We start from the raw sequence: 16,689 nt of genomic DNA on the forward strand, positions 1-16,689 counted from the left end.
TCATGACCCCAATCCAACTGACACGCAGACTGGCCATGTTCGGTGGGGCTATGGCCCTGGGCGGATGCAGTGCCGTGTCGGCGCTGAATGCGGCGGGTACCGCGCTGGACACCTATGACCTGATCCCGCCCAGCGGCGGCACGACAGGGCGCCAGACGCGGCGGACCTTGTTGGTCGCCTTGCCAGATGCGACCGCGGCGATCAGCACGGACCGGATCTTGGTCCGGCCCGATGCGGCTGCGATCACCTATCTGCCCGATGGGCGCTGGACGTCTGAACTGCCCCGTGTGGTGCAGTCGCTTTTGGTGCGGGCGATCTCTGGCACGGGCCGGATCGGCTATGTCGGACCAGCGGAAGGCGGGCCTGTGCCAGACAGCGCGCTGTTGACCCGCGTCGATGCGTTCGACGTGACCATTGGTGCGGATCGCATGCCTGTGGCTGCGATCGATATCACCCTGACCGTGCTGAATGACCGCGACCAGCGGGTGATCGGCTCGCGCCGGTTCAGCCAGTCGGTGCCTGTCGCCGGTGACAGCCCTGCCGCCATCGTCGCGGGGTTTCAGGCACTGGTGGATGCGCTGCTGCCCGCTATGGCCGATTGGGTGCTGGACCGCGCCTGACAGGACCGCCCTGTGAAGTTTTTGTAAAACTGCGCAAAGCGGCTTGCTGTGTTTTCTATTTCGTATATTCGTGAAATATGGAAAAAGATATCAGCACCCGCCTGACGACCCTTGGCCATCCCCAGCGGCTGGCCGTGTTCCGCCTGTTGATGCGGCGCTATCCCGACCGCGTGCCAGCGGGCGAGTTGGCGCAGGCACTGGATATCAAGCCATCGACCCTGTCGGCCTATCTGTCCGCGCTGATGCAGGCCGGTCTGGTTACACAGGACCGTGCTGCCACATCGCTGCAATATTCCATCGCTATGGCAGCGGTGAACCAGACCTTTGATTACCTTTTCAATGATTGTTGTCGGGGCAGGCCCGACCTTTGCGCACCCGCGCCACTTGGACATGATCGCATGACACGAACAAAGTATGACGTGCTGTTCATCTGCACCGGGAATTCCGCCCGCTCGATCTTTGCCGAATCGATCCTGCGCAAAGAGGCGGGTGATCGTTTCATCGCCCATTCGGCAGGCACTTTGCCACGGTCAGAACTGAACCCCTTCGCGCTGGCAGTCTTGCAGCAAAAAGGCCACGATGTGACCCTGCTGCAATCCAAGAATGTCGGAGCCTTCATGGGGCCGGATGCACCGGTGTTCGATTTTGTCTTTACCGTCTGCGACCAAGCCGCGAACGAGGAATGCCCTGCATGGTCCGGCCAGCCCGTCAGCGCCCATTGGGGCATGCCCGATCCGGTCAAGGCCACCGGCACGGATGCCGAGAAAAGCCTTGCCTTCCAGCGTGCCTACGGGGCCTTGGCCAACCGGATCAAGCTGTTCACAGCCCTGCCCATCGCCAGCCTTGACCGGTTGTCGCTGCAAAAAGCGGTCGATCAGATCGCGCAATCCCCGTCGGAGATATGATCATGACCACCTATGCGATCAACGGCCTTGGCCGGATTGGCAAGCTCGCGCTCAGACCATTGTTGGAAAAAGGTGCGCGGATTGCATGGATCAATGATGCTGTGGGCGATCCTGCGATGCAGGCGCATCTGCTGGAATTCGACACGGTGCATGGCCGCTGGGATGCCGATTTCGCCCATGACGCGGATAGCCTGACGATCAACGGCACGCGGCTGCCGTTCATCGGGACCAAGGACATTGCCGCCTTGCCGCTGGACGGTGTCGATGTGGTGATCGACTGCACCGGCGTGTTCAAGACGGCAGCGAAACTCGCTCCCTATTTCGCGGCGGGGGTGAAAAAGGTCGTGGTGTCCGCACCCGTCAAGGACGGGCCGACAGCAAATATCGTTTATGGCGTCAATTCAGAGGCTTATGATCCGAAATTGCACCAGATCGTTACGGCTGCATCCTGTACGACGAACTGCCTTGCGCCGGTGGTCAAGGTGCTGCTGGACGGGATCGGCATCACGCATGGGTCGATCACGACGATCCATAACGTCACCAACACCCAGACCATCGTCGACCGGCCTGCCAAGGATTTGCGCCGTGCGCGCTCTGCGCTCAATTCGCTGATCCCGACGACCACGGGCAGCGCGACCGCGATCACGCTGATCTATCCCGAACTGGCCGGCAGGCTGAACGGCCATGCCGTGCGCGTGCCCTTGCTGAACGGATCATTGACCGATTGCGTGTTCGAGGTCCCACGTCCGACCACGGCGCAAGAAATCAACGCGCTGATGAAGGCCGCCGCCGACGGCCCGCTGAAAGGCATCCTTGGCTATGAGGAACGGCCGCTGGTCTCCGCTGATTATACCAATGACACGCGGTCAGGGATCGTGGATGCGCCGTCCACCATGGTGGTCAACGGCACGCAGGTGAAGCTTTACGTCTGGTATGACAATGAAATGGGCTATGCGCACCGGCTGGTCGATGTGGCCTTGATGGTCGGGGCGTCGCTGTGACGGCCCGCGCCGCAGGGATGAACGCCTATATCGCGGTCACCGCATCCTATTGGGCGTTCATGCTGACCGATGGCGCGCTGCGGATGCTGGTGTTGTTGCACTTTCACAGCTTGGGCTTTTCGCCGGTGCAGTTGGCCTATCTGTTCGTGCTGTATGAAATCGCAGGGATCGTGACGAACCTGTCCGCAGGCTGGATCGCGGCACGGTTCGGGTTGACCCTGACGCTTTATCTGGGGCTGGGGTTGCAGGTGCTGGCGTTGCTGGCGCTGGCGCAGCTTGACCCGACTTGGGCCATCGGCACATCGGTTGTTTTCGTCATGCTGGTGCAGGGGGCCAGCGGTGTGGCCAAGGATCTGGCCAAGATGGCGTCCAAATCCGCGGTCAAGATACTGGCCCCCGATGGTGGTCTGTTCCGCTGGGTGGCTTTGCTGACCGGATCAAAAAACGCGGTCAAGGGTCTTGGCTTTCTGCTGGGGGCGGTGCTGCTGGCGACATTGGGTTTCACGGCGGCGGTGCTGGCCATGGCTGCGGTGCTGGCGGTGATCTTGCTGGCGGTGCTGGCCTTCATGCCCGCCGGTCTGCCCAAAGGGCGCAAGGGTGCCAAATTCACCGAAGTCTTTTCCAAATCCCATAACGTCAACTGGCTGAGTGCGGCGCGCGTGTTCCTGTTCGGCGCGCGTGACATCTGGTTTGTCGTGGGCATCCCGATCTATTTCTATGCGGTGCTGTCGGACGGGACCGTCGCGGGCAACCGGACCGCGTTTTTCATGATCGGGACCTTTATGGCGGTCTGGATCATCCTTTATGGGGCCGTGCAGGCGGCCGCGCCCAAGCTGTTGCGCGCGGACACGCGGCCCGCGGCAGAGCTGATCGGGGCGGCGCGGCAATGGGCTTGGGGGCTTGCAGCGGTGCCTGCGATCTTGACCTCGGCGGTGGTGCTGTCCACGGGTCCGCAGTTGTGGCTGACGGTGACGCTGGTGCTGGGGCTGCTGGTGTTTGGCGCGATCTTTGCGGTCAATTCCGCACTGCATTCCTATCTGATCCTGTCCTTCAGCAAGGCTGAACGGGTCACGATGGATGTGGGGTTCTATTACATGGCCAATGCGGCGGGGCGGCTGTCAGGCACCTTGCTGTCGGGGCTGACCTATCAGGCGGGCGGGCTGGCGCTGATGCTGGGCGCGGCGGCGGTGATGGTGGCATTGTCGGCGCTGGCGGCAGGCAGGCTGGAGCGGTCGGTCACGCAAACCGGTTGACGACGCGGGCGTGCCGGTGCGGTGCGCCGTTGCCATGGGCGTGGCTGTGATCCTCGACCACCACCGGCACCAGCGCCAGACGGCCATGCCGCACACCGCGTTCCAGAAACAGCGCATTAGCGATGGTTTCCACCTCGGCCACTGATCCTTTCAGCACAGCCACTTCGAGCGATGTGGCATGATCCACCGGCACCGACAGGGCAGCGGCGAACTGGTCGTGATGGTCCTGCCGGACCTGTGGCACCTTGCGGGCCAGATCGCGGATGTCGGGTTCGACCGTATAGCTGGCAATGCCAAAGCAGGCGGCATCGGACGGTGCCTGTGGTGCCAGCGCGCGCGCGACCAGATCGCGGATCGCCTCTGACCGGTTGGTGGCACCAGAGGCATCCATATGCGCATCGACCGCCGCCAAAAGATCGTCGTCCAGGGTCATCGTGATACGTTTCATCGGGGCTTACCTGCGGTTGCTGGCCGCAGCATCGGGCAAAGCCGCGCCAAGGGCAACGTTCTTTGCAAAAGGCACACGCATGCCGCGTTACATAAACTTCGTGAAAGCGACACAAATGTGAATCTCAGCACCGCTATCTGACCCGCAGACACAAGGGGTTGGCCATGCTGAAATTTGATAAAGTCACAAAAACTTTTGGTGCGAACACGGCTGTCAGCGCGGCCAGTTTCACCGTGGACAAGCCCATGATGATCGGCATCATCGGCCGGTCCGGTGCGGGAAAATCAACGCTGTTGCGTATCCTGAACCGGCTGTCGGATGCGACATCGGGGCAGATCACCTTTGACGGGCTGGATGTGACCGCCCTGCGCGGCGCTGCCAAGCGCAGCTGGCAATCGCAATGCGCGATGATTTTCCAACAGTTCAATCTGGTCCCGCGCATGGATGTCGTGTCCAACGTGCTGCATGGCACGCTGAACCGCCAGTCCACGCTGGCCACCATGTTCAACCTTTATCCAACCCCCGATATTCACAAGGCGATCGACATCCTTGACCGTCTTGGCATGGCCGCACACGCCCCCAAACGGGCCGAGGCTTTGTCCGGTGGCCAGCAACAGCGTGTGGCGATTGCGCGCGCGCTGATGCAGGACCCGCGCATCATTCTGGCGGATGAGCCTATCGCGTCGCTTGACCCGATGAATGCGCAGGTCGTGATGCAGGCGCTGCGCGACATCCACGAAGAAGACGGGCGCATGGTGATTGCCAACCTGCACACGCTGGACACGGCGCGCCGCTATTGCGACCGCGTGATCGGGATGCGCGACGGGCGCATCGTGTTCGATGGCACGCCCGACCAGCTGACCACCGGTGTGGCCCGCGACATTTACGGTGCCGACGACAGCTTTTCCGAAAGCATGACATCGACCCAGATCGAACAAAGCGCCGCTGCTGTCGCCATGATGGAAAAAGCCGCCGCCCTTTGACCCTTTCCCCCGCGCCCCGTCTGGGGAGCATTCAACCAAGAGAGACTGACATGAAAAAGATCATCGCGACCGCATTGATGACGACCGCCCTTGTGGCCCCTGCCTTTGCGCAGGACAGCATCACTGAATTCCGCATCGGCCTGTTGGGCGGCGAAAACGCACAGGACCGTATGGCAAAGAACGAATGTTTCCGCGCCTATACCGAAGAAGCATTGGGCGTCCCCACCCGCCTGTTCACCGCCGCTGATTACAACGGCGTCATTCAGGGCCTGATCGGTGGCACGCTGGATATGGCTTGGCTGGGCGCGTCGTCCTATGCTGCCGTTTATGTCGAAGACCCGACCGTCGTTGAGCCGGTGCTGGTCAAGACCAACCTGGACGGGTCATTCACCTATCATTCCATCGGCTTTGCCCGCGCTGACAGCGGCATCACATCGCTGGATGATATGGCAGGCAAAGTGTTCGGCTTTGGCGATCCGAACTCCACCTCGGGCTATCTGATCCCGCTGGTTGAAATCCCTGCCGAAGGCTATTCGATGGAACCAGGTACGTTCTTTTCGGACGTGGTGTTCACCGGCGGACATGAGCAAACCATCGTGGCGGTGGCCAATGGCGATATCGCCGGTGGCGTGACATGGGCCGATGGTTTGGGCGATTGGGAAGACGGCTATAATTCAGGTGCTTTGCGCCGTGCCGCTGACGCCGGTCTGGTCGATATGAACGATCTGGTCGAAATCTGGAAATCCAAGCCGATCCCCGAAGGCCCTGTGGTGCTGCGCACAGCCCTGCCAGCTGATGTCAAACAGACGATGATCGACCTGACTGCCAACCTGATCAACGTTGACGCCGATTGCGCCTATGGTGTGGCCGCTGGCGAAACAGCTGGTTTTTCACCCATCGGCCACGAGGCTTATGAGACCATCATCGCGGTGCGCCGCAGCCAGATGAACTAAGGCGATTTCAGCCAAACATTGGGTCCGGCAAACGCCGGGCCCGATTTCTTTTGTGACAGGGCAGGGCAATGGTGGATTTATCAGTATCGGGCAGAACCGGCACGCAATCGATGCACGACAGCTATATGGTGATGACACGCCGCAAGCGTGCTTATGGCGGCATCATCCTTGGGGTCTTTGTCGTCTTGATGGTAACCGGCTTTCAGACCGTCGATGCGCGCAGCGCGGGCGGGTTCTGGGAAGGTCTGCCGCGTATTTTTGACTTTCCTGCCGGTGTCGTCACCGAAGCGTGGGACCGGATCGACCGGATGCCCGCCAATCTGGCACAGTTTTTCCCCGCGCTGATCGAGACGATCAATATCGCGGCGGTATCCACGCTTGTCGGGGCTTTGCTGGGGCTGGTGCTGTCGCTGCTGTCCACACGCGGTCTTGCGAAATGGCCTCGCCTGATCCCGGTGTTCCGGCGGATCATGGACATCATGCGCGCGCTGCCCGAAATCGTGATCGCGCTGGTGCTGATCTTTATCCTTGGTGGTGGACCGATCCCCGCGATGATCGCGATTGCGTTCCACACCGCGGGTGCATTGGGCAAACTGTTCTCTGAAGTCGCCGAGAACGCCGATCTGAAACCTGTCGAAGGTCTGGCCTCGGTCGGGGCGAACTGGTCGCAGCGGATGATGCTGGGGGTGATCCCGCAGGTGGCGCCCAATTACCTGAGCTACACATTGATGCGGTTTGAAATCAACATCCGCGCCTCGGCCATCCTTGGCTTCGTCGGCGCTGGCGGTATCGGCTATGAACTGCGCAATGCGATGACATTCGGCATGGGCCGGTTCGATCTGGCCGCCGCGATTTTCGTGCTGCTGTTCCTGACAATCGTGTTTTTCGACCAGATTTCCAGCTATTACCGCAACAAACTGGTCAAGGGGTATCAGGCATGACGATGCTGTCCACTAATGGCGACCTGCGTCAGCAAACTGCCGATATATTCACCCGCAAGAAACGTATCGCACTTGCCGTGCCTGCCGTGATCTTTGCCTATTTTGTCTATGTCTTCATCGCTTTTGATGTGGCTGGTCTGGCCGATCGCGCGCGGATGGACAATGCGCGCACGCTGGTGGCCGATGCCTATAGCTATAAAACCCATGTCGCCCGCGACAACCGCGATGCGGAATTGTCCTTTGCCATCGAAGGGTCGCGCGCCGGCACCTATCCGGCAGGCGAATATCCTGAATGGGTCAGCGTTGATGGCACCAATATGGTGGTCGATCTGGGTGGCGGGAATTTTGTCCGCTATCTGGATGATACGCTGGTCACCTTTGAAAGCCCCGATTTCGACACGATCACCCTGCAATTGGTGGATGATGTCGTCGTCACCAATCTGCCCGATCCTGCACCTTCTTGGGTCAATGCATCGGATACGCGGGTGTCGATTACCACCGATGCGGGCCGTCTGACCTATACAAGGTCCAAGGCCGAGGTGTTCCGTTATTCCAATGGCTGGGAGCTGTTCTTTTTCACCCTTGCCAGCCCCTATCACGGGACCGGTCTGGTCGACATCCTGGCTGGTCCGCAGCTTGATGACAGCCGCAGCAATATCGTGGGCGCTTGGCAGGATTTCTGGGGCAATACGCTCTGGCGGCATACGGATGTGATGTGGGCGCTGGGCGAAACCGTGCTGATGGCGTTTCTGGGCACCTTTGGTGCGGCGATCATTGCCTTGCCGCTGGCCTTTCTGGCCGCCAAGAACTTTGCGCCTGTTGTGGCTGTCCGCTTTGCCGTGCGCCGTGTGTTCGACTTTGTACGCGGGGTGGATGGGCTGATCTGGACGATCATCCTGAGCCGCGCATTCGGGCCTGGCCCTTTGACCGGCGCTTTGGCGATCTTGGTCACTGATGTCGGCGGCTTTGGCAAAAGCTTTTCCGAGGCTTTGGAAAACGTGGATGAAAAGCAGATCGAAGGCGTGCAATCGACTGGGGCGAAACCGATACAGCGCTACCGTTTCGGGGTGATCCCGCAAGTCACGCCGATCCTGTTGTCCCAGATTCTTTATTACTTTGAATCCAACACCCGCAGTGCGACGATCATCGGCGCGATCACGGGCGGCGGGATCGGGTTGTTCCTGACGCAGGCGATGCAGACCCAGAACGATTGGGAAAAGGTGACCTATTACATCATTCTGATCGTGATCATGGTGATGGTGATGGACACGGTGTCCGGCTGGCTGCGGCGCAAGCTGATCAAGGGCGACGGAGAGGGACATTGATGGCAAGGCTGACAGCAGATGCGCCGTTCATCCATGACGGGTGCAGCATTGATGATGCCAATTTCGGGGCCTATGTCGAGATCGGGCAGGGAAGCCGCATCGCCCATAGCACCATCGGCGACTACAGCTATTGCGACCGCTTTGCCGACATTGCCAATACCACCGTGGGCAAATTCGCCAATATCGCCGCCTTTGTGCGGATCGGCGCCACCGACCACCCGATGGAAAAGGCCAGCCTGCATCACTTTCACTATCGGTCCGCGTCCTATTTTGACGATGCGGCTGATGATGCCGACTGGTTCATGCACAGGCGCACCCGCCGCACAATGATCGGCCATGACACATGGATCGGCCACGGCGCGCAGGTCCGGCCAGAGGTGACCATCGGGCATGGCGCGGTTGTTGCGGGCGGAGCCATCGTGACCAAGGATGTGGCCCCCTACATGATTGTCGCGGGCATTCCTGCGGTGCCATTGCGCGCACGGTTCAGCGAACCGGTCGCGGACCGGATGATGGCGCTGGCATGGTGGGATTGGCCGCACGACCAGTTGCGCGCAGCCTTGGATGATTTCCGCAAGCTGCGCGCCGAAGATTTCCTCGAACGTTACGAATAGTTATTCCGCCGCATGGGCCATGCGCATCGGGGCGGCGCTGATCCGGTCGGCCAGATCACCGCATAGATGCGACCAGCGCCCTGCGGCCAGCGTGCCTTCGATGGCGCGCGTTTGGGCGTTGCAGATCACCAGATCGGCGCGCTTGCCGGGTGCGATCACGCCGCGATCGTCCAGACCCATGATCCGCGCCGGATTGGTCGAAATCATCTCCCATGCGCGGCCCAGGGGCAGGATATCGGTATCTGCCATCGTAAAGGCTGCATTGGCCAGCGACGGGTAATGGTAATCGGACACCAGCGCATCGCACAGCCCCGCGCGGATCAGGTCGGTCGCGGCGATATTGCCCGATTGCGACCCGCCGCGCACGACATTGGGCGCGCCCATCAGCACCGGATCGCCGTTGGCCCTTGCCACGCTGGCGGGCGCATGACGGGTCGGGAATTCGCAGACCTTGGCTCCGATCATGCCGTAATAATCGCGGGTTGCGGCGTCATGGTCGTCATGGCTGCCATATTTGACACCCAGTTCATCAAAGGCCGCCGCCAACGTGCAAAGATAGCGTGGCACGCGGGCCGACAGGGCCTTGGTGTCCTGCAATAGACGGATGAACTCCGCCAGATCGCGGCCACCACGTTTGCCCCAGACCGACAGCGCCTCGGGATCGGTCTTGATCATGTCCAATGCTTCGCCAAGGTGGTCGTTGAAGATGACGTAATCGATCCCGTGGTCGCGTACGGCAGCGATCAGCTGGTCGGCGGTATCGACGGTATAGGTCTCGCAGCGTAGCTGGATGCGCAGGTCGGTCAGCGCGCGGGGCTTGTAAGCGGCCAGATCGCGCATGAATTGCACCGCGAAATCGGGGCTGCGCGCGCCGCCTTCCCAACCCCAGCTTTGCGCCATCCAGGCGGTGGTCACACCGCTGGACGCGGCATCGCGGTCCACCGATTGCAAGCCTATCGCGGCCGGAAACGGGGCAGAGGGGCGCGGCGCCAGATGCCGTTCAAACGCATCGCCATGCAGGTCGATGATGCCGGGCAGGACCAGATAGCCCGACAGGTCGATCTGCCGGTCGGCGGCACCGGCGGGTTGCGCGATCTGCGCCCCGTCGATCCACAGATCGTCTTGCGCAAAATCGCCGTCGGAAAGAACCTGCGCGCCGGTAAGGCGCATCATGTGCGTGGGTGCCATATTACTGCTCAATCTGAAATGTTTCGCTGTCGATACAGGCTGAGTATGTCAGGCTTATGACGTCTCATGATCCGATAACGTCAGCGTGACCTTATCGCCAGCGAACCATGTCAGCCCGGCTTCGACGGGGGTGCCGTCTGCATCGACGTTGATGCTGCTGGTGCGCAGGATCGGCGCGCCTTCGCTGATTTGCAGGTGCAGTGCCTGCGTGACACTGGCCAGTTTCGCGGTGATGCGCGTGCTGGCGCGGGTGTAATCGCTGATCCCGCAGGTGCGCAGCGCGGCGGTGACGGATGGATCATTGTGCAAATGGGTCAAAAGCGCGGGAAACCGCGCCGCTGGAAACACCGAGCGAAACAAGGCAATCACCTGCCCGTCGGCCAGCGACAGTCCTTCGTAGACATGGACATGGCCTTCGGTCAGCCCCAGCGCATCCCGTTCCGCAGGGCTGGGCGCGCGGGTTTCCAGCGCCAGCACCTGTTTTGCGGGGCTGCGACCGGCGGCGCGCAGGTTCTGATGAAACCGCACGCGCGCTCCGATGGGGTAATCGGTGGGGGTCGCCGTCACGAAAACGCCCGCCCCGCGCCGTGGCCGCACCAGAGCTTCGGTCGCCAGTGCCGCCAGCGCCTGCCGCACCGTGTGCCGGTTCACGCCAAAGCGTGTGGCAAGCGCCGCCTCGGTCGGGAGTTTGTCGCCCGGGCGGTGGATGCCATCGGCGATTTCGTCGCGCAGGCGGGTGGCGATGGCTTGCCAGATCGGGGTGCGTGTCATGGAAGTTTCACATTTGTAGGGATTGGCAGGGCGGGGCGGTTCAGCTATGATTTGTCTAGTTGTATAGTAAAGCACGGCAGGTGTCTAGATGCAGGCGACAATCGATTCTCAAGCTGCGCGCAAGGGCTGGCTTGGCCTGCTGGCCAAGGCGCCGGCGGCAAAGCTGGCACAGCTTTGGGCAGCAGCAAACATTACCCCCACGCATCATGTGCTGCGCGCGCCCGAAATCGGTGCAGTCATGGTGCGCGGGCGGGCAGGTGCCGTGGGGGCTGCGTTCAATCTGGGCGAAATGTCGGTCACACGTGCCTCGGTCCGGCTGGCCGATGGGACAATCGGGCATGGCTATGTGCAGGGCCGCGACCGGACCCATGCGCTGCACGCGGCCTTGATCGACGCGCTGATGCAGACCGATGCCGCAGGGCAGGTTGACCGCGCCATATTGTCCCCTTTGCGCGCAGCCGCCGCCGACCGCCAGACAGCCCGCGCCGCCAAGGCCGCCGCCACCAAGGTCGATTTTTTCACCATGGTCAGAGGAGAGGATTGATGCAAATCCAGACGCTAGATGGCGGGTTCGCCACGCCGCCCGTAGATGCCGCCCACGCCTTTCGCGCGATCATGACGGCGATGGCGCAGCCCGGCACGATTGTCACATTGGCGGGCGCGGTGCCGCCTGCGCCGGTATCCGTCGCGGCCGGTGTCGCGCTGTTGACCTTGTGTGATCCCGAAACGCCGCTTTTTCTGGGCGCGGCGCAGGACAATCCGGGCTTTCGCGACTGGATCACCTTTCACTGTGGCGCACCTTTCGTGACGGCCGGTCTGGCCCATTTCGCCTATGGCACTTGGGATGCCCTGCCGCTGGACGGCTTTGCGCTGGGGTCATCGGAATATCCCGATAGATCTGCCACATTGATCGTTGAATTGCCGGAACTGACCAATTCGGGTGCTGTGTTGCGCGGACCGGGGATCAAGGATCAGGCGCATCTGTCCTTGCCAGATGTTGCGATGTTCCAGCGCAATGCGGCACTTTTCCCGCGCGGGCTTGATTTTATCTTCACTTGCGGCGACCGGCTGGCTGCCTTGCCGCGCAGCACGAGGGTTGGCTGATGTATGTTGCCGTCAAGGGTGGCGAACGGGCCATCGACAATGCCCATGCCTGGCTGGCCGAGGAACGGCGCGGCGATCTGGCGGTGCCGGAACTGACTGTCGCGCAGATCCGCGAACAGATGGCGCTGGCCGTCAACCGCGTGATGGCCGAAGGCTCGCTTTATGATCCTGATCTGGCTGCTCTGGCGATCAAACAGGCGCGCGGCGATCTGATCGAGGCGATTTTCCTGATCCGCGCCTATCGCACCACCCTGCCGCGTTTCGGCGCATCGCTGCCTGTCGATACGGGGGCGATGGCCTGCGACCGGCGGGTATCGGCGACCTTCAAGGATGCGCCGGGCGGGCAGGTTCTGGGGCCGACCTTTGATTACACGCATCGTTTGCTTGATTTCAAACTCGCCGCTGATGGCGAGGCAGGGCAGGTGGCCGAGGCCGCCCCGCTGCACGGCCCGACCCCGCATATCATGGGGTTTCTGGACCGTGAAAACCTGATCCAGCCGGAACCGGCGGGCGAGACGACGCCCCCTGATCTGACCCGCGAACCGCTGGAACTGCCCGCCAGCCGCGCACTGCGCTTGCAGGCGCTGACCCGCGCAGACGAAGGCTTCACCCTTGGCATGGCCTATTCCACCCAGCGCGGTTATGCGCGCAACCACGCCTTTGTCGCAGAGCTACGGATCGGGGCGGTGGCCGTGGAAATGGAGATCCCCGAACTGGGGTTCAGTATCGAAATCGGTGAAATCACCCTGACCGAATGTGAAACCGTCAACCAGTTTCAAGGGTCGAAAACCCAGCCCCCGCAATTCACCCGCGGTTACGGGCTGGTGTTCGGTATGACCGAACGCAAGGCGATTTCCATGGCACTGGTGGACCGCGCGTTGCGTTGGGCAGAACTGGGCGAGGATAACCTTGGCGCGCCGGCGCAGGACGAAGAATTCGTGCTGTATCATTGCGACAACATTCAGGCGACGGGGTTTCTGGAGCATATCAAGCTGCCGCATTACGTCGATTTCCAGTCCGAACTGGAACTGATCCGCAAATTGCGCCGCGATGCGCAGCAAATGCAGGAGGCCGCAGAATGAAAGAGTATAATTTCGCCTATCTGGATGAACAGACCAAACGGATGATCCGTCGCGCGATCCTGAAAGGTCTTGCCATCCCGGGCTATCAGGTGCCTTTTGCCAGCCGCGAAATGCCGATGCCTTATGGCTGGGGGACCGGCGGCGTGCAGGTGTCAGCCGCCGTGCTGACGCCGGATGATACGCTCAAGGTGATCGACCAGGGCGCGGATGACACGACAAATGCCGTGTCGATCCGCCGGTTTTTCCAACGCACCGCCGGTGTGGCGGTGACCGAAAAAACCACTGCGGCCAGCGTGATCCAGACCCGCCACCGGATTCCCGAACAGGCGCTGCGCGAGGGGCAGATCATCGTCTATCAGGTGCCGATCCCCGAACCGCTGCGGTTTCTGGAACCCTCTGAGGTGGAAACCCGCAAGATGCACGCGCTGGAAGATTACGGGCTGATGCATGTAAAGCTTTACGAGGATATCAGCCAGCACGGCGATATCGCTACCGCCTATGCCTATCCGGTCAAGGTCGAGGGGCGCTATGTCATGGACCCGTCCCCGATCCCGAAATTCGACAATCCCAAACTCGACATGGCGGCGATCCAGCTGTTCGGCGCGGGCCGCGAACAGCGCATTTATGCGCTGCCGCCCTATACAAAGGTCGTCAGCCTTGATTTCGACGATTATCCGTTCCAGCCGACCAAGGCCGACCACGCCTGCGCGCTTTGCGGATCGACCACCAGCTATCTGGATGAATTGATCACCGATGACGCGGGCGGGCGCATGTTCATCTGCTCAGATACCGATTATTGCGCGACCCGCGTGGAGGATGCCGCATGACCCCGCTGTTACAGGTCGAAAACCTTGCCAAATATTACGGGGCGCGCATCGGCTGCACCGATGTGTCCTTTGATCTTTACCCCGGCGAGGTCATGGGCATCGTCGGCGAAAGCGGGTCGGGTAAATCCACCTTGCTGAACTGTCTGGCAGGCCATCTAAAACCGGATCATGGCGCGGTGCGCTTTGCCACCCGCAGTGACGGGTTGCGTGACACCGTCACCATGTCAGAACCCGAACGCCGGATGCTGGGGCGTACCGATTGGGCCTTTGTGCATCAACATGCCCGCGACGGGCTGCGCATGAATGTCAGCGCGGGCGGCAATGTGGGTGAACGCCTGATGGCAGTGAATGCGCGCCATTACGGCGATATCCGCGATCAGGCCATTGATTGGCTGGGCCGAGTCGAGATTACCAAAGACAGGATCGACGACCGCCCCACTGCCTTTTCCGGCGGGATGCAGCAACGTTTGCAGATCGCGCGCAATCTGGTCACGGGGCCGCGTCTGGTGTTCATGGATGAACCGACAGGGGGGCTGGATGTGTCGGTGCAGGCGCGTTTGCTGGACCTTTTGCGCGGGTTGGTGCGTGACATGGGGCTAAGTGCGATCATCGTCACCCATGATCTGGCCGTCGTGCGGCTGTTGGCCGACCGGCTGATGGTGATGAAAGACGGCCATGTCGTTGAAACCGGCCTGACCGATCAGGTGCTGGATGATCCGCAGCACGGCTATACCCAACTCCTCGTGTCCTCTGTCTTGCAGGTGTGAAAATGATCTCTGTCGAAAACGTGTCGAAAAGCTTTACCCTGCACAATCAGGGCAGCACCGTCATTCCCGTCATGGCGGGGGCCAGCCTGCATGTGGCTGCGGGCGAATGTGTGGCGTTGGTCGGCGCATCGGGGGCGGGGAAATCCACGCTCATGCGGATGATCTATGGCAATTACCTGACAGCATCGGGCCGGATCATGGTGGGTGATACCGATGTCGCCAGCGCCGCCCCGCGCGAGGTGATCGCGCTGCGCCGCCGCACGCTTGGCTATGTCAGCCAGTTCTTGCGGGTGGTGCCACGGGTGCCGACGATCGACGTCGTGGCCGAACCTTTGCTGCTGACCGGCACGGGGGCGGATGAGGCCCGCGCGCAGGCCGCCACACTGCTGGCACGGCTGAACATCCCCGAACGGTTGTGGGGGCTTAGCCCCACGACCTTTTCGGGTGGCGAACAGCAGCGGGTCAATATCGCGCGCGGCTTTGCCTTTGCTTACCCCGCGCTGTTGCTGGATGAACCCACGGCCAGCCTTGACCCCACCAACCGCGCCACCGTGCTGGCGATGGTGCAAGAGGCCAAGGCGCGCGGTGCCGCGATCATCGGGATTTTCCACGACCATGCCGCGCGCGAGGCCTTGTGCGACCGGCAGGTGGATGTGACCGGCTTTACCCCCGGTCTTGCCGCATGACAGGCCGGTTTATCGCCATTGTCGGGGCCTCTGGCGTCGGCAAGGATTCGGTGATGGCCGCGCTGGCGGCCAGTGATCCGCGCCTTCGCTTGGTGCGCCGTGTCATTACGCGCCCCAGCGCAGCGGGGGGCGAGGATTTTGACGGCGTCACCGAGGATGCGTTTCACGCCCGCGCGGCACAGGGCGATTTCGCGCTGCATTGGCCCGCGCATGGCCTGCATTATGCTATCCCCGCGACTGTGCTGGCTGATCTGGCGGCAGGGCGGGATATGCTGGCGAACCTGTCGCGCGCGGCCTTGCCTGCGGCCAAGGCGCAGTTTGACCCGTTCATGGTGATCCAATTGACCGCGCGGCGCGATGTGCTGGCCGCCCGCCTTGCCGCGCGCGGGCGCGAGGCGGCGGATGACATCGCGCGCAGGCTTGATCGTGCGGATCATGGCTTGCCTGCGGGGATTGCGGCCGTGAGCATCGACAATAGCGGCGATCTGGACGCCACCGTAGGGGCGGTGCTGCGCCTGCTTTATCCGGTCAGGGGATAACGGTGGATCTGGTGAAACATGCCGCCCCCATCCTGCCCCATCAGCGTGACCGCGTCGATGGTGCAGGGCGCTGCGATCAGCGGCGCGACCAGCGGCTGCAACCCCGCCACGACCCGTGCGGCCTGCACATCGGGCAATGGCCCGCTCAGCGTCAGGTGCAGATGGAAATCGTCAAAGATGTAAGGATAGCCCCAGTCCAGCATCTGCTGGTCCTGCCTGCGCGTCAGCGGGGCCTTACGACGCCGGGCGATATCTGCCTCGGTCAGTGGCGCACGGTGGGCGTCCAGTTCGGTCACGATGGCGCGTTCCAGATCGTGCAGGGCCGCGGGCGGCGCGACAGGGCGCAAGGCGACAAAACCATGATCATGCCCCAAGGCCAGAGGCCCGATATCCACCGCCGCATGACGGGTGGCGAAATCGGCCACCGCCCTTTGCAATCTGGCGGGGCCGCTGTCGGCGGACAGGCGGAACGGCGCTTTCATCGTGGCGTGCAGCCCGTATTTTCGCGGTGTCGCCGTGACCTGTGCCACGTCGATCCCTGCAATATCGGGATGCGCCACCACCCGGCCTGCCGCATTGTCCCAGCCCAGCCACGCCGCGCCGAAATCGGCCAGTGGGCCGGTCGCTGTGTAAAAAATTGCAAATCTTTCGAACATGCCAATCCTTTAGCAAAAGTATCGTG

General features: G+C 61.8%; 20 protein-coding genes. 16 read left to right on the plus strand and 4 right to left on the minus strand.

Annotation, left to right across the window (positions count from 1 at the left end; all coding sequences use genetic code 11):
* Positions 1-2: 2 nt before the first annotated feature.
* The 4 genes from ACPF9B_RS03745 to arsJ all read left to right on the plus strand — a co-directional run bounded on the left by ACPF9B_RS03745 (position 3) and on the right by arsJ (position 3,779).
* A complete protein-coding gene (locus tag ACPF9B_RS03745; RefSeq protein ID WP_040482826.1) occupies positions 3-620 on the plus strand; it encodes an ABC-type transport auxiliary lipoprotein family protein in 618 nt (205 codons plus the stop codon).
* A 77-nt stretch (positions 621-697) separates the two neighbouring features.
* Positions 698-1,525 (plus strand): helix-turn-helix domain-containing protein, encoded by an 828-nt coding sequence (locus ACPF9B_RS03750; protein ID WP_424179317.1) that lies wholly within the window; start codon positions 698-700, stop codon positions 1,523-1,525.
* 2 nt (positions 1,526-1,527) lie between these two features.
* Complete coding sequence (locus tag ACPF9B_RS03755; protein ID WP_424179319.1) at positions 1,528-2,526, plus strand: ArsJ-associated glyceraldehyde-3-phosphate dehydrogenase; 999 nt, start codon at positions 1,528-1,530, stop codon at positions 2,524-2,526.
* Between the two features lie 17 nt (positions 2,527-2,543).
* The gene (arsJ, locus tag ACPF9B_RS03760) at positions 2,544-3,779 is read left to right on the plus strand and encodes an organoarsenical effux MFS transporter ArsJ (RefSeq protein WP_424180346.1); all 1,236 of its coding nucleotides are present in this window, start codon (positions 2,544-2,546) and stop codon (positions 3,777-3,779) included.
* Here the strand turns inward: arsJ and nikR are convergent.
* Entirely contained in the window at positions 3,763-4,227 is a 465-nt protein-coding gene (gene nikR, locus ACPF9B_RS03765) for a nickel-responsive transcriptional regulator NikR (RefSeq protein ID WP_007205308.1), read from the minus strand. The genes arsJ and nikR overlap by 17 nt on opposite strands.
* 164 nt (positions 4,228-4,391) lie before the next feature.
* Here nikR and phnC point away from each other — a divergent pair, with 164 nt between their 5' ends.
* The 5 genes from phnC (at position 4,392) to ACPF9B_RS03790 (ending at position 9,043) form a co-directional block, all read left to right on the plus strand.
* A complete protein-coding gene (phnC, locus tag ACPF9B_RS03770; protein ID WP_007205307.1) occupies positions 4,392-5,210 on the plus strand; it encodes a phosphonate ABC transporter ATP-binding protein in 819 nt (272 codons plus the stop codon).
* A gap of 50 nt (positions 5,211-5,260) precedes the next feature.
* A complete protein-coding gene (gene phnD, locus ACPF9B_RS03775; protein ID WP_424179322.1) occupies positions 5,261-6,163 on the plus strand; it encodes a phosphonate ABC transporter substrate-binding protein in 903 nt (300 codons plus the stop codon).
* A 68-nt stretch (positions 6,164-6,231) separates the two neighbouring features.
* Positions 6,232-7,104: a phosphonate ABC transporter, permease protein PhnE gene (gene phnE / locus ACPF9B_RS03780; protein WP_424179324.1), complete on the plus strand. Its 873-nt coding sequence runs from the start codon at positions 6,232-6,234 to the stop codon at positions 7,102-7,104.
* The gene (phnE, locus tag ACPF9B_RS03785; protein WP_424179326.1) at positions 7,101-8,429 is read left to right on the plus strand and encodes a phosphonate ABC transporter, permease protein PhnE; all 1,329 of its coding nucleotides are present in this window, start codon (positions 7,101-7,103) and stop codon (positions 8,427-8,429) included. Before phnE (ACPF9B_RS03780) ends, phnE (ACPF9B_RS03785) begins: the two co-directional genes overlap by 4 nt.
* Positions 8,429-9,043, plus strand: coding sequence for a chloramphenicol acetyltransferase (locus tag ACPF9B_RS03790; RefSeq protein ID WP_007205303.1), 615 nt, complete (start codon positions 8,429-8,431; stop codon positions 9,041-9,043). The genes phnE (ACPF9B_RS03785) and ACPF9B_RS03790 overlap by 1 nt, the downstream gene beginning before the upstream one ends.
* Here the strand turns inward: ACPF9B_RS03790 and ACPF9B_RS03795 are convergent, their stop codons facing one another.
* The gene (locus ACPF9B_RS03795) at positions 9,044-10,231 is read right to left on the minus strand and encodes an alpha-D-ribose 1-methylphosphonate 5-triphosphate diphosphatase (RefSeq protein WP_424179328.1); all 1,188 of its coding nucleotides are present in this window, start codon (positions 10,229-10,231) and stop codon (positions 9,044-9,046) included. It lies immediately after the preceding gene.
* A 54-nt stretch (positions 10,232-10,285) separates the two neighbouring features.
* A complete protein-coding gene (phnF, locus tag ACPF9B_RS03800) occupies positions 10,286-11,002 on the minus strand; it encodes a phosphonate metabolism transcriptional regulator PhnF (RefSeq protein ID WP_007205301.1) in 717 nt (238 codons plus the stop codon).
* A gap of 88 nt (positions 11,003-11,090) precedes the next feature.
* Between phnF and phnG the strand changes: the two genes are divergently transcribed.
* The 7 genes from phnG to phnN are packed head-to-tail and all read left to right on the plus strand — an operon-like array spanning position 11,091 to position 16,007.
* Complete coding sequence (gene phnG / locus ACPF9B_RS03805; protein WP_007205300.1) at positions 11,091-11,546, plus strand: phosphonate C-P lyase system protein PhnG; 456 nt, start codon at positions 11,091-11,093, stop codon at positions 11,544-11,546.
* Positions 11,546-12,106, plus strand: a complete 561-nt coding sequence (phnH, locus tag ACPF9B_RS03810) for a phosphonate C-P lyase system protein PhnH (RefSeq protein WP_007205299.1) — start codon at positions 11,546-11,548, stop codon at positions 12,104-12,106. Before phnG ends, phnH begins: the two co-directional genes overlap by 1 nt.
* Positions 12,106-13,188 (plus strand): carbon-phosphorus lyase complex subunit PhnI, encoded by a 1,083-nt coding sequence (locus ACPF9B_RS03815; RefSeq protein WP_007205298.1) that lies wholly within the window; start codon positions 12,106-12,108, stop codon positions 13,186-13,188. The genes phnH and ACPF9B_RS03815 overlap by 1 nt, the downstream gene beginning before the upstream one ends.
* Positions 13,185-14,015: an alpha-D-ribose 1-methylphosphonate 5-phosphate C-P-lyase PhnJ gene (locus ACPF9B_RS03820; RefSeq protein WP_424179332.1), complete on the plus strand. Its 831-nt coding sequence runs from the start codon at positions 13,185-13,187 to the stop codon at positions 14,013-14,015. Before ACPF9B_RS03815 ends, ACPF9B_RS03820 begins: the two co-directional genes overlap by 4 nt.
* On the plus strand, positions 14,012-14,782 hold the full coding sequence (phnK, locus tag ACPF9B_RS03825) for a phosphonate C-P lyase system protein PhnK (RefSeq protein ID WP_424179334.1): 771 nt from the start codon (positions 14,012-14,014) through the stop codon (positions 14,780-14,782). Before ACPF9B_RS03820 ends, phnK begins: the two co-directional genes overlap by 4 nt.
* A 2-nt stretch (positions 14,783-14,784) precedes the next feature.
* Positions 14,785-15,468 carry a phosphonate C-P lyase system protein PhnL gene (gene phnL, locus ACPF9B_RS03830; protein ID WP_007205295.1) on the plus strand — a complete coding sequence of 228 codons (684 nt, stop codon included), beginning with the start codon at positions 14,785-14,787 and terminating at the stop codon, positions 15,466-15,468.
* Positions 15,465-16,007, plus strand: a complete 543-nt coding sequence (phnN, locus tag ACPF9B_RS03835) for a phosphonate metabolism protein/1,5-bisphosphokinase (PRPP-forming) PhnN (protein WP_424179336.1) — start codon at positions 15,465-15,467, stop codon at positions 16,005-16,007. Before phnL ends, phnN begins: the two co-directional genes overlap by 4 nt.
* Here phnN and ACPF9B_RS03840 read toward each other — a convergent pair.
* The gene (locus ACPF9B_RS03840; protein WP_424179338.1) at positions 15,989-16,663 is read right to left on the minus strand and encodes a DUF1045 domain-containing protein; all 675 of its coding nucleotides are present in this window, start codon (positions 16,661-16,663) and stop codon (positions 15,989-15,991) included. The genes phnN and ACPF9B_RS03840 overlap by 19 nt on opposite strands.
* Between the last annotated feature and the right edge of the window lie 26 nt (positions 16,664-16,689).

Origin of the sequence: Yoonia sp. TsM2_T14_4, from assembly GCF_049602355.1 — a bacterium.
In the GTDB taxonomy this organism is placed as follows: domain Bacteria; phylum Pseudomonadota; class Alphaproteobacteria; order Rhodobacterales; family Rhodobacteraceae; genus Yoonia; species Yoonia vestfoldensis_A.

Coding starts and splice junctions, on each gene's coding strand:
- ACPF9B_RS03745 (WP_040482826.1), top strand. CDS start 3: ATGACCCCAATCCAACTGACACGCAGACTGGCCATGTTCGGTGGGGCT.
- ACPF9B_RS03750 (WP_424179317.1), top strand. CDS start 698: ATGGAAAAAGATATCAGCACCCGCCTGACGACCCTTGGCCATCCCCAG.
- ACPF9B_RS03755 (WP_424179319.1), top strand. CDS start 1,528: ATGACCACCTATGCGATCAACGGCCTTGGCCGGATTGGCAAGCTCGCG.
- arsJ (WP_424180346.1), top strand. CDS start 2,544: ATGAACGCCTATATCGCGGTCACCGCATCCTATTGGGCGTTCATGCTG.
- nikR (WP_007205308.1), bottom strand. CDS start 4,227: ATGAAACGTATCACGATGACCCTGGACGACGATCTTTTGGCGGCGGTC.
- phnC (WP_007205307.1), top strand. CDS start 4,392: ATGCTGAAATTTGATAAAGTCACAAAAACTTTTGGTGCGAACACGGCT.
- phnD (WP_424179322.1), top strand. CDS start 5,261: ATGAAAAAGATCATCGCGACCGCATTGATGACGACCGCCCTTGTGGCC.
- phnE (WP_424179324.1), top strand. CDS start 6,232: ATGGTGGATTTATCAGTATCGGGCAGAACCGGCACGCAATCGATGCAC.
- phnE (WP_424179326.1), top strand. CDS start 7,101: ATGACGATGCTGTCCACTAATGGCGACCTGCGTCAGCAAACTGCCGAT.
- ACPF9B_RS03790 (WP_007205303.1), top strand. CDS start 8,429: ATGGCAAGGCTGACAGCAGATGCGCCGTTCATCCATGACGGGTGCAGC.
- ACPF9B_RS03795 (WP_424179328.1), bottom strand. CDS start 10,231: ATGGCACCCACGCACATGATGCGCCTTACCGGCGCGCAGGTTCTTTCC.
- phnF (WP_007205301.1), bottom strand. CDS start 11,002: ATGACACGCACCCCGATCTGGCAAGCCATCGCCACCCGCCTGCGCGAC.
- phnG (WP_007205300.1), top strand. CDS start 11,091: ATGCAGGCGACAATCGATTCTCAAGCTGCGCGCAAGGGCTGGCTTGGC.
- phnH (WP_007205299.1), top strand. CDS start 11,546: ATGCAAATCCAGACGCTAGATGGCGGGTTCGCCACGCCGCCCGTAGAT.
- ACPF9B_RS03815 (WP_007205298.1), top strand. CDS start 12,106: ATGTATGTTGCCGTCAAGGGTGGCGAACGGGCCATCGACAATGCCCAT.
- ACPF9B_RS03820 (WP_424179332.1), top strand. CDS start 13,185: ATGAAAGAGTATAATTTCGCCTATCTGGATGAACAGACCAAACGGATG.
- phnK (WP_424179334.1), top strand. CDS start 14,012: ATGACCCCGCTGTTACAGGTCGAAAACCTTGCCAAATATTACGGGGCG.
- phnL (WP_007205295.1), top strand. CDS start 14,785: ATGATCTCTGTCGAAAACGTGTCGAAAAGCTTTACCCTGCACAATCAG.
- phnN (WP_424179336.1), top strand. CDS start 15,465: ATGACAGGCCGGTTTATCGCCATTGTCGGGGCCTCTGGCGTCGGCAAG.
- ACPF9B_RS03840 (WP_424179338.1), bottom strand. CDS start 16,663: ATGTTCGAAAGATTTGCAATTTTTTACACAGCGACCGGCCCACTGGCC.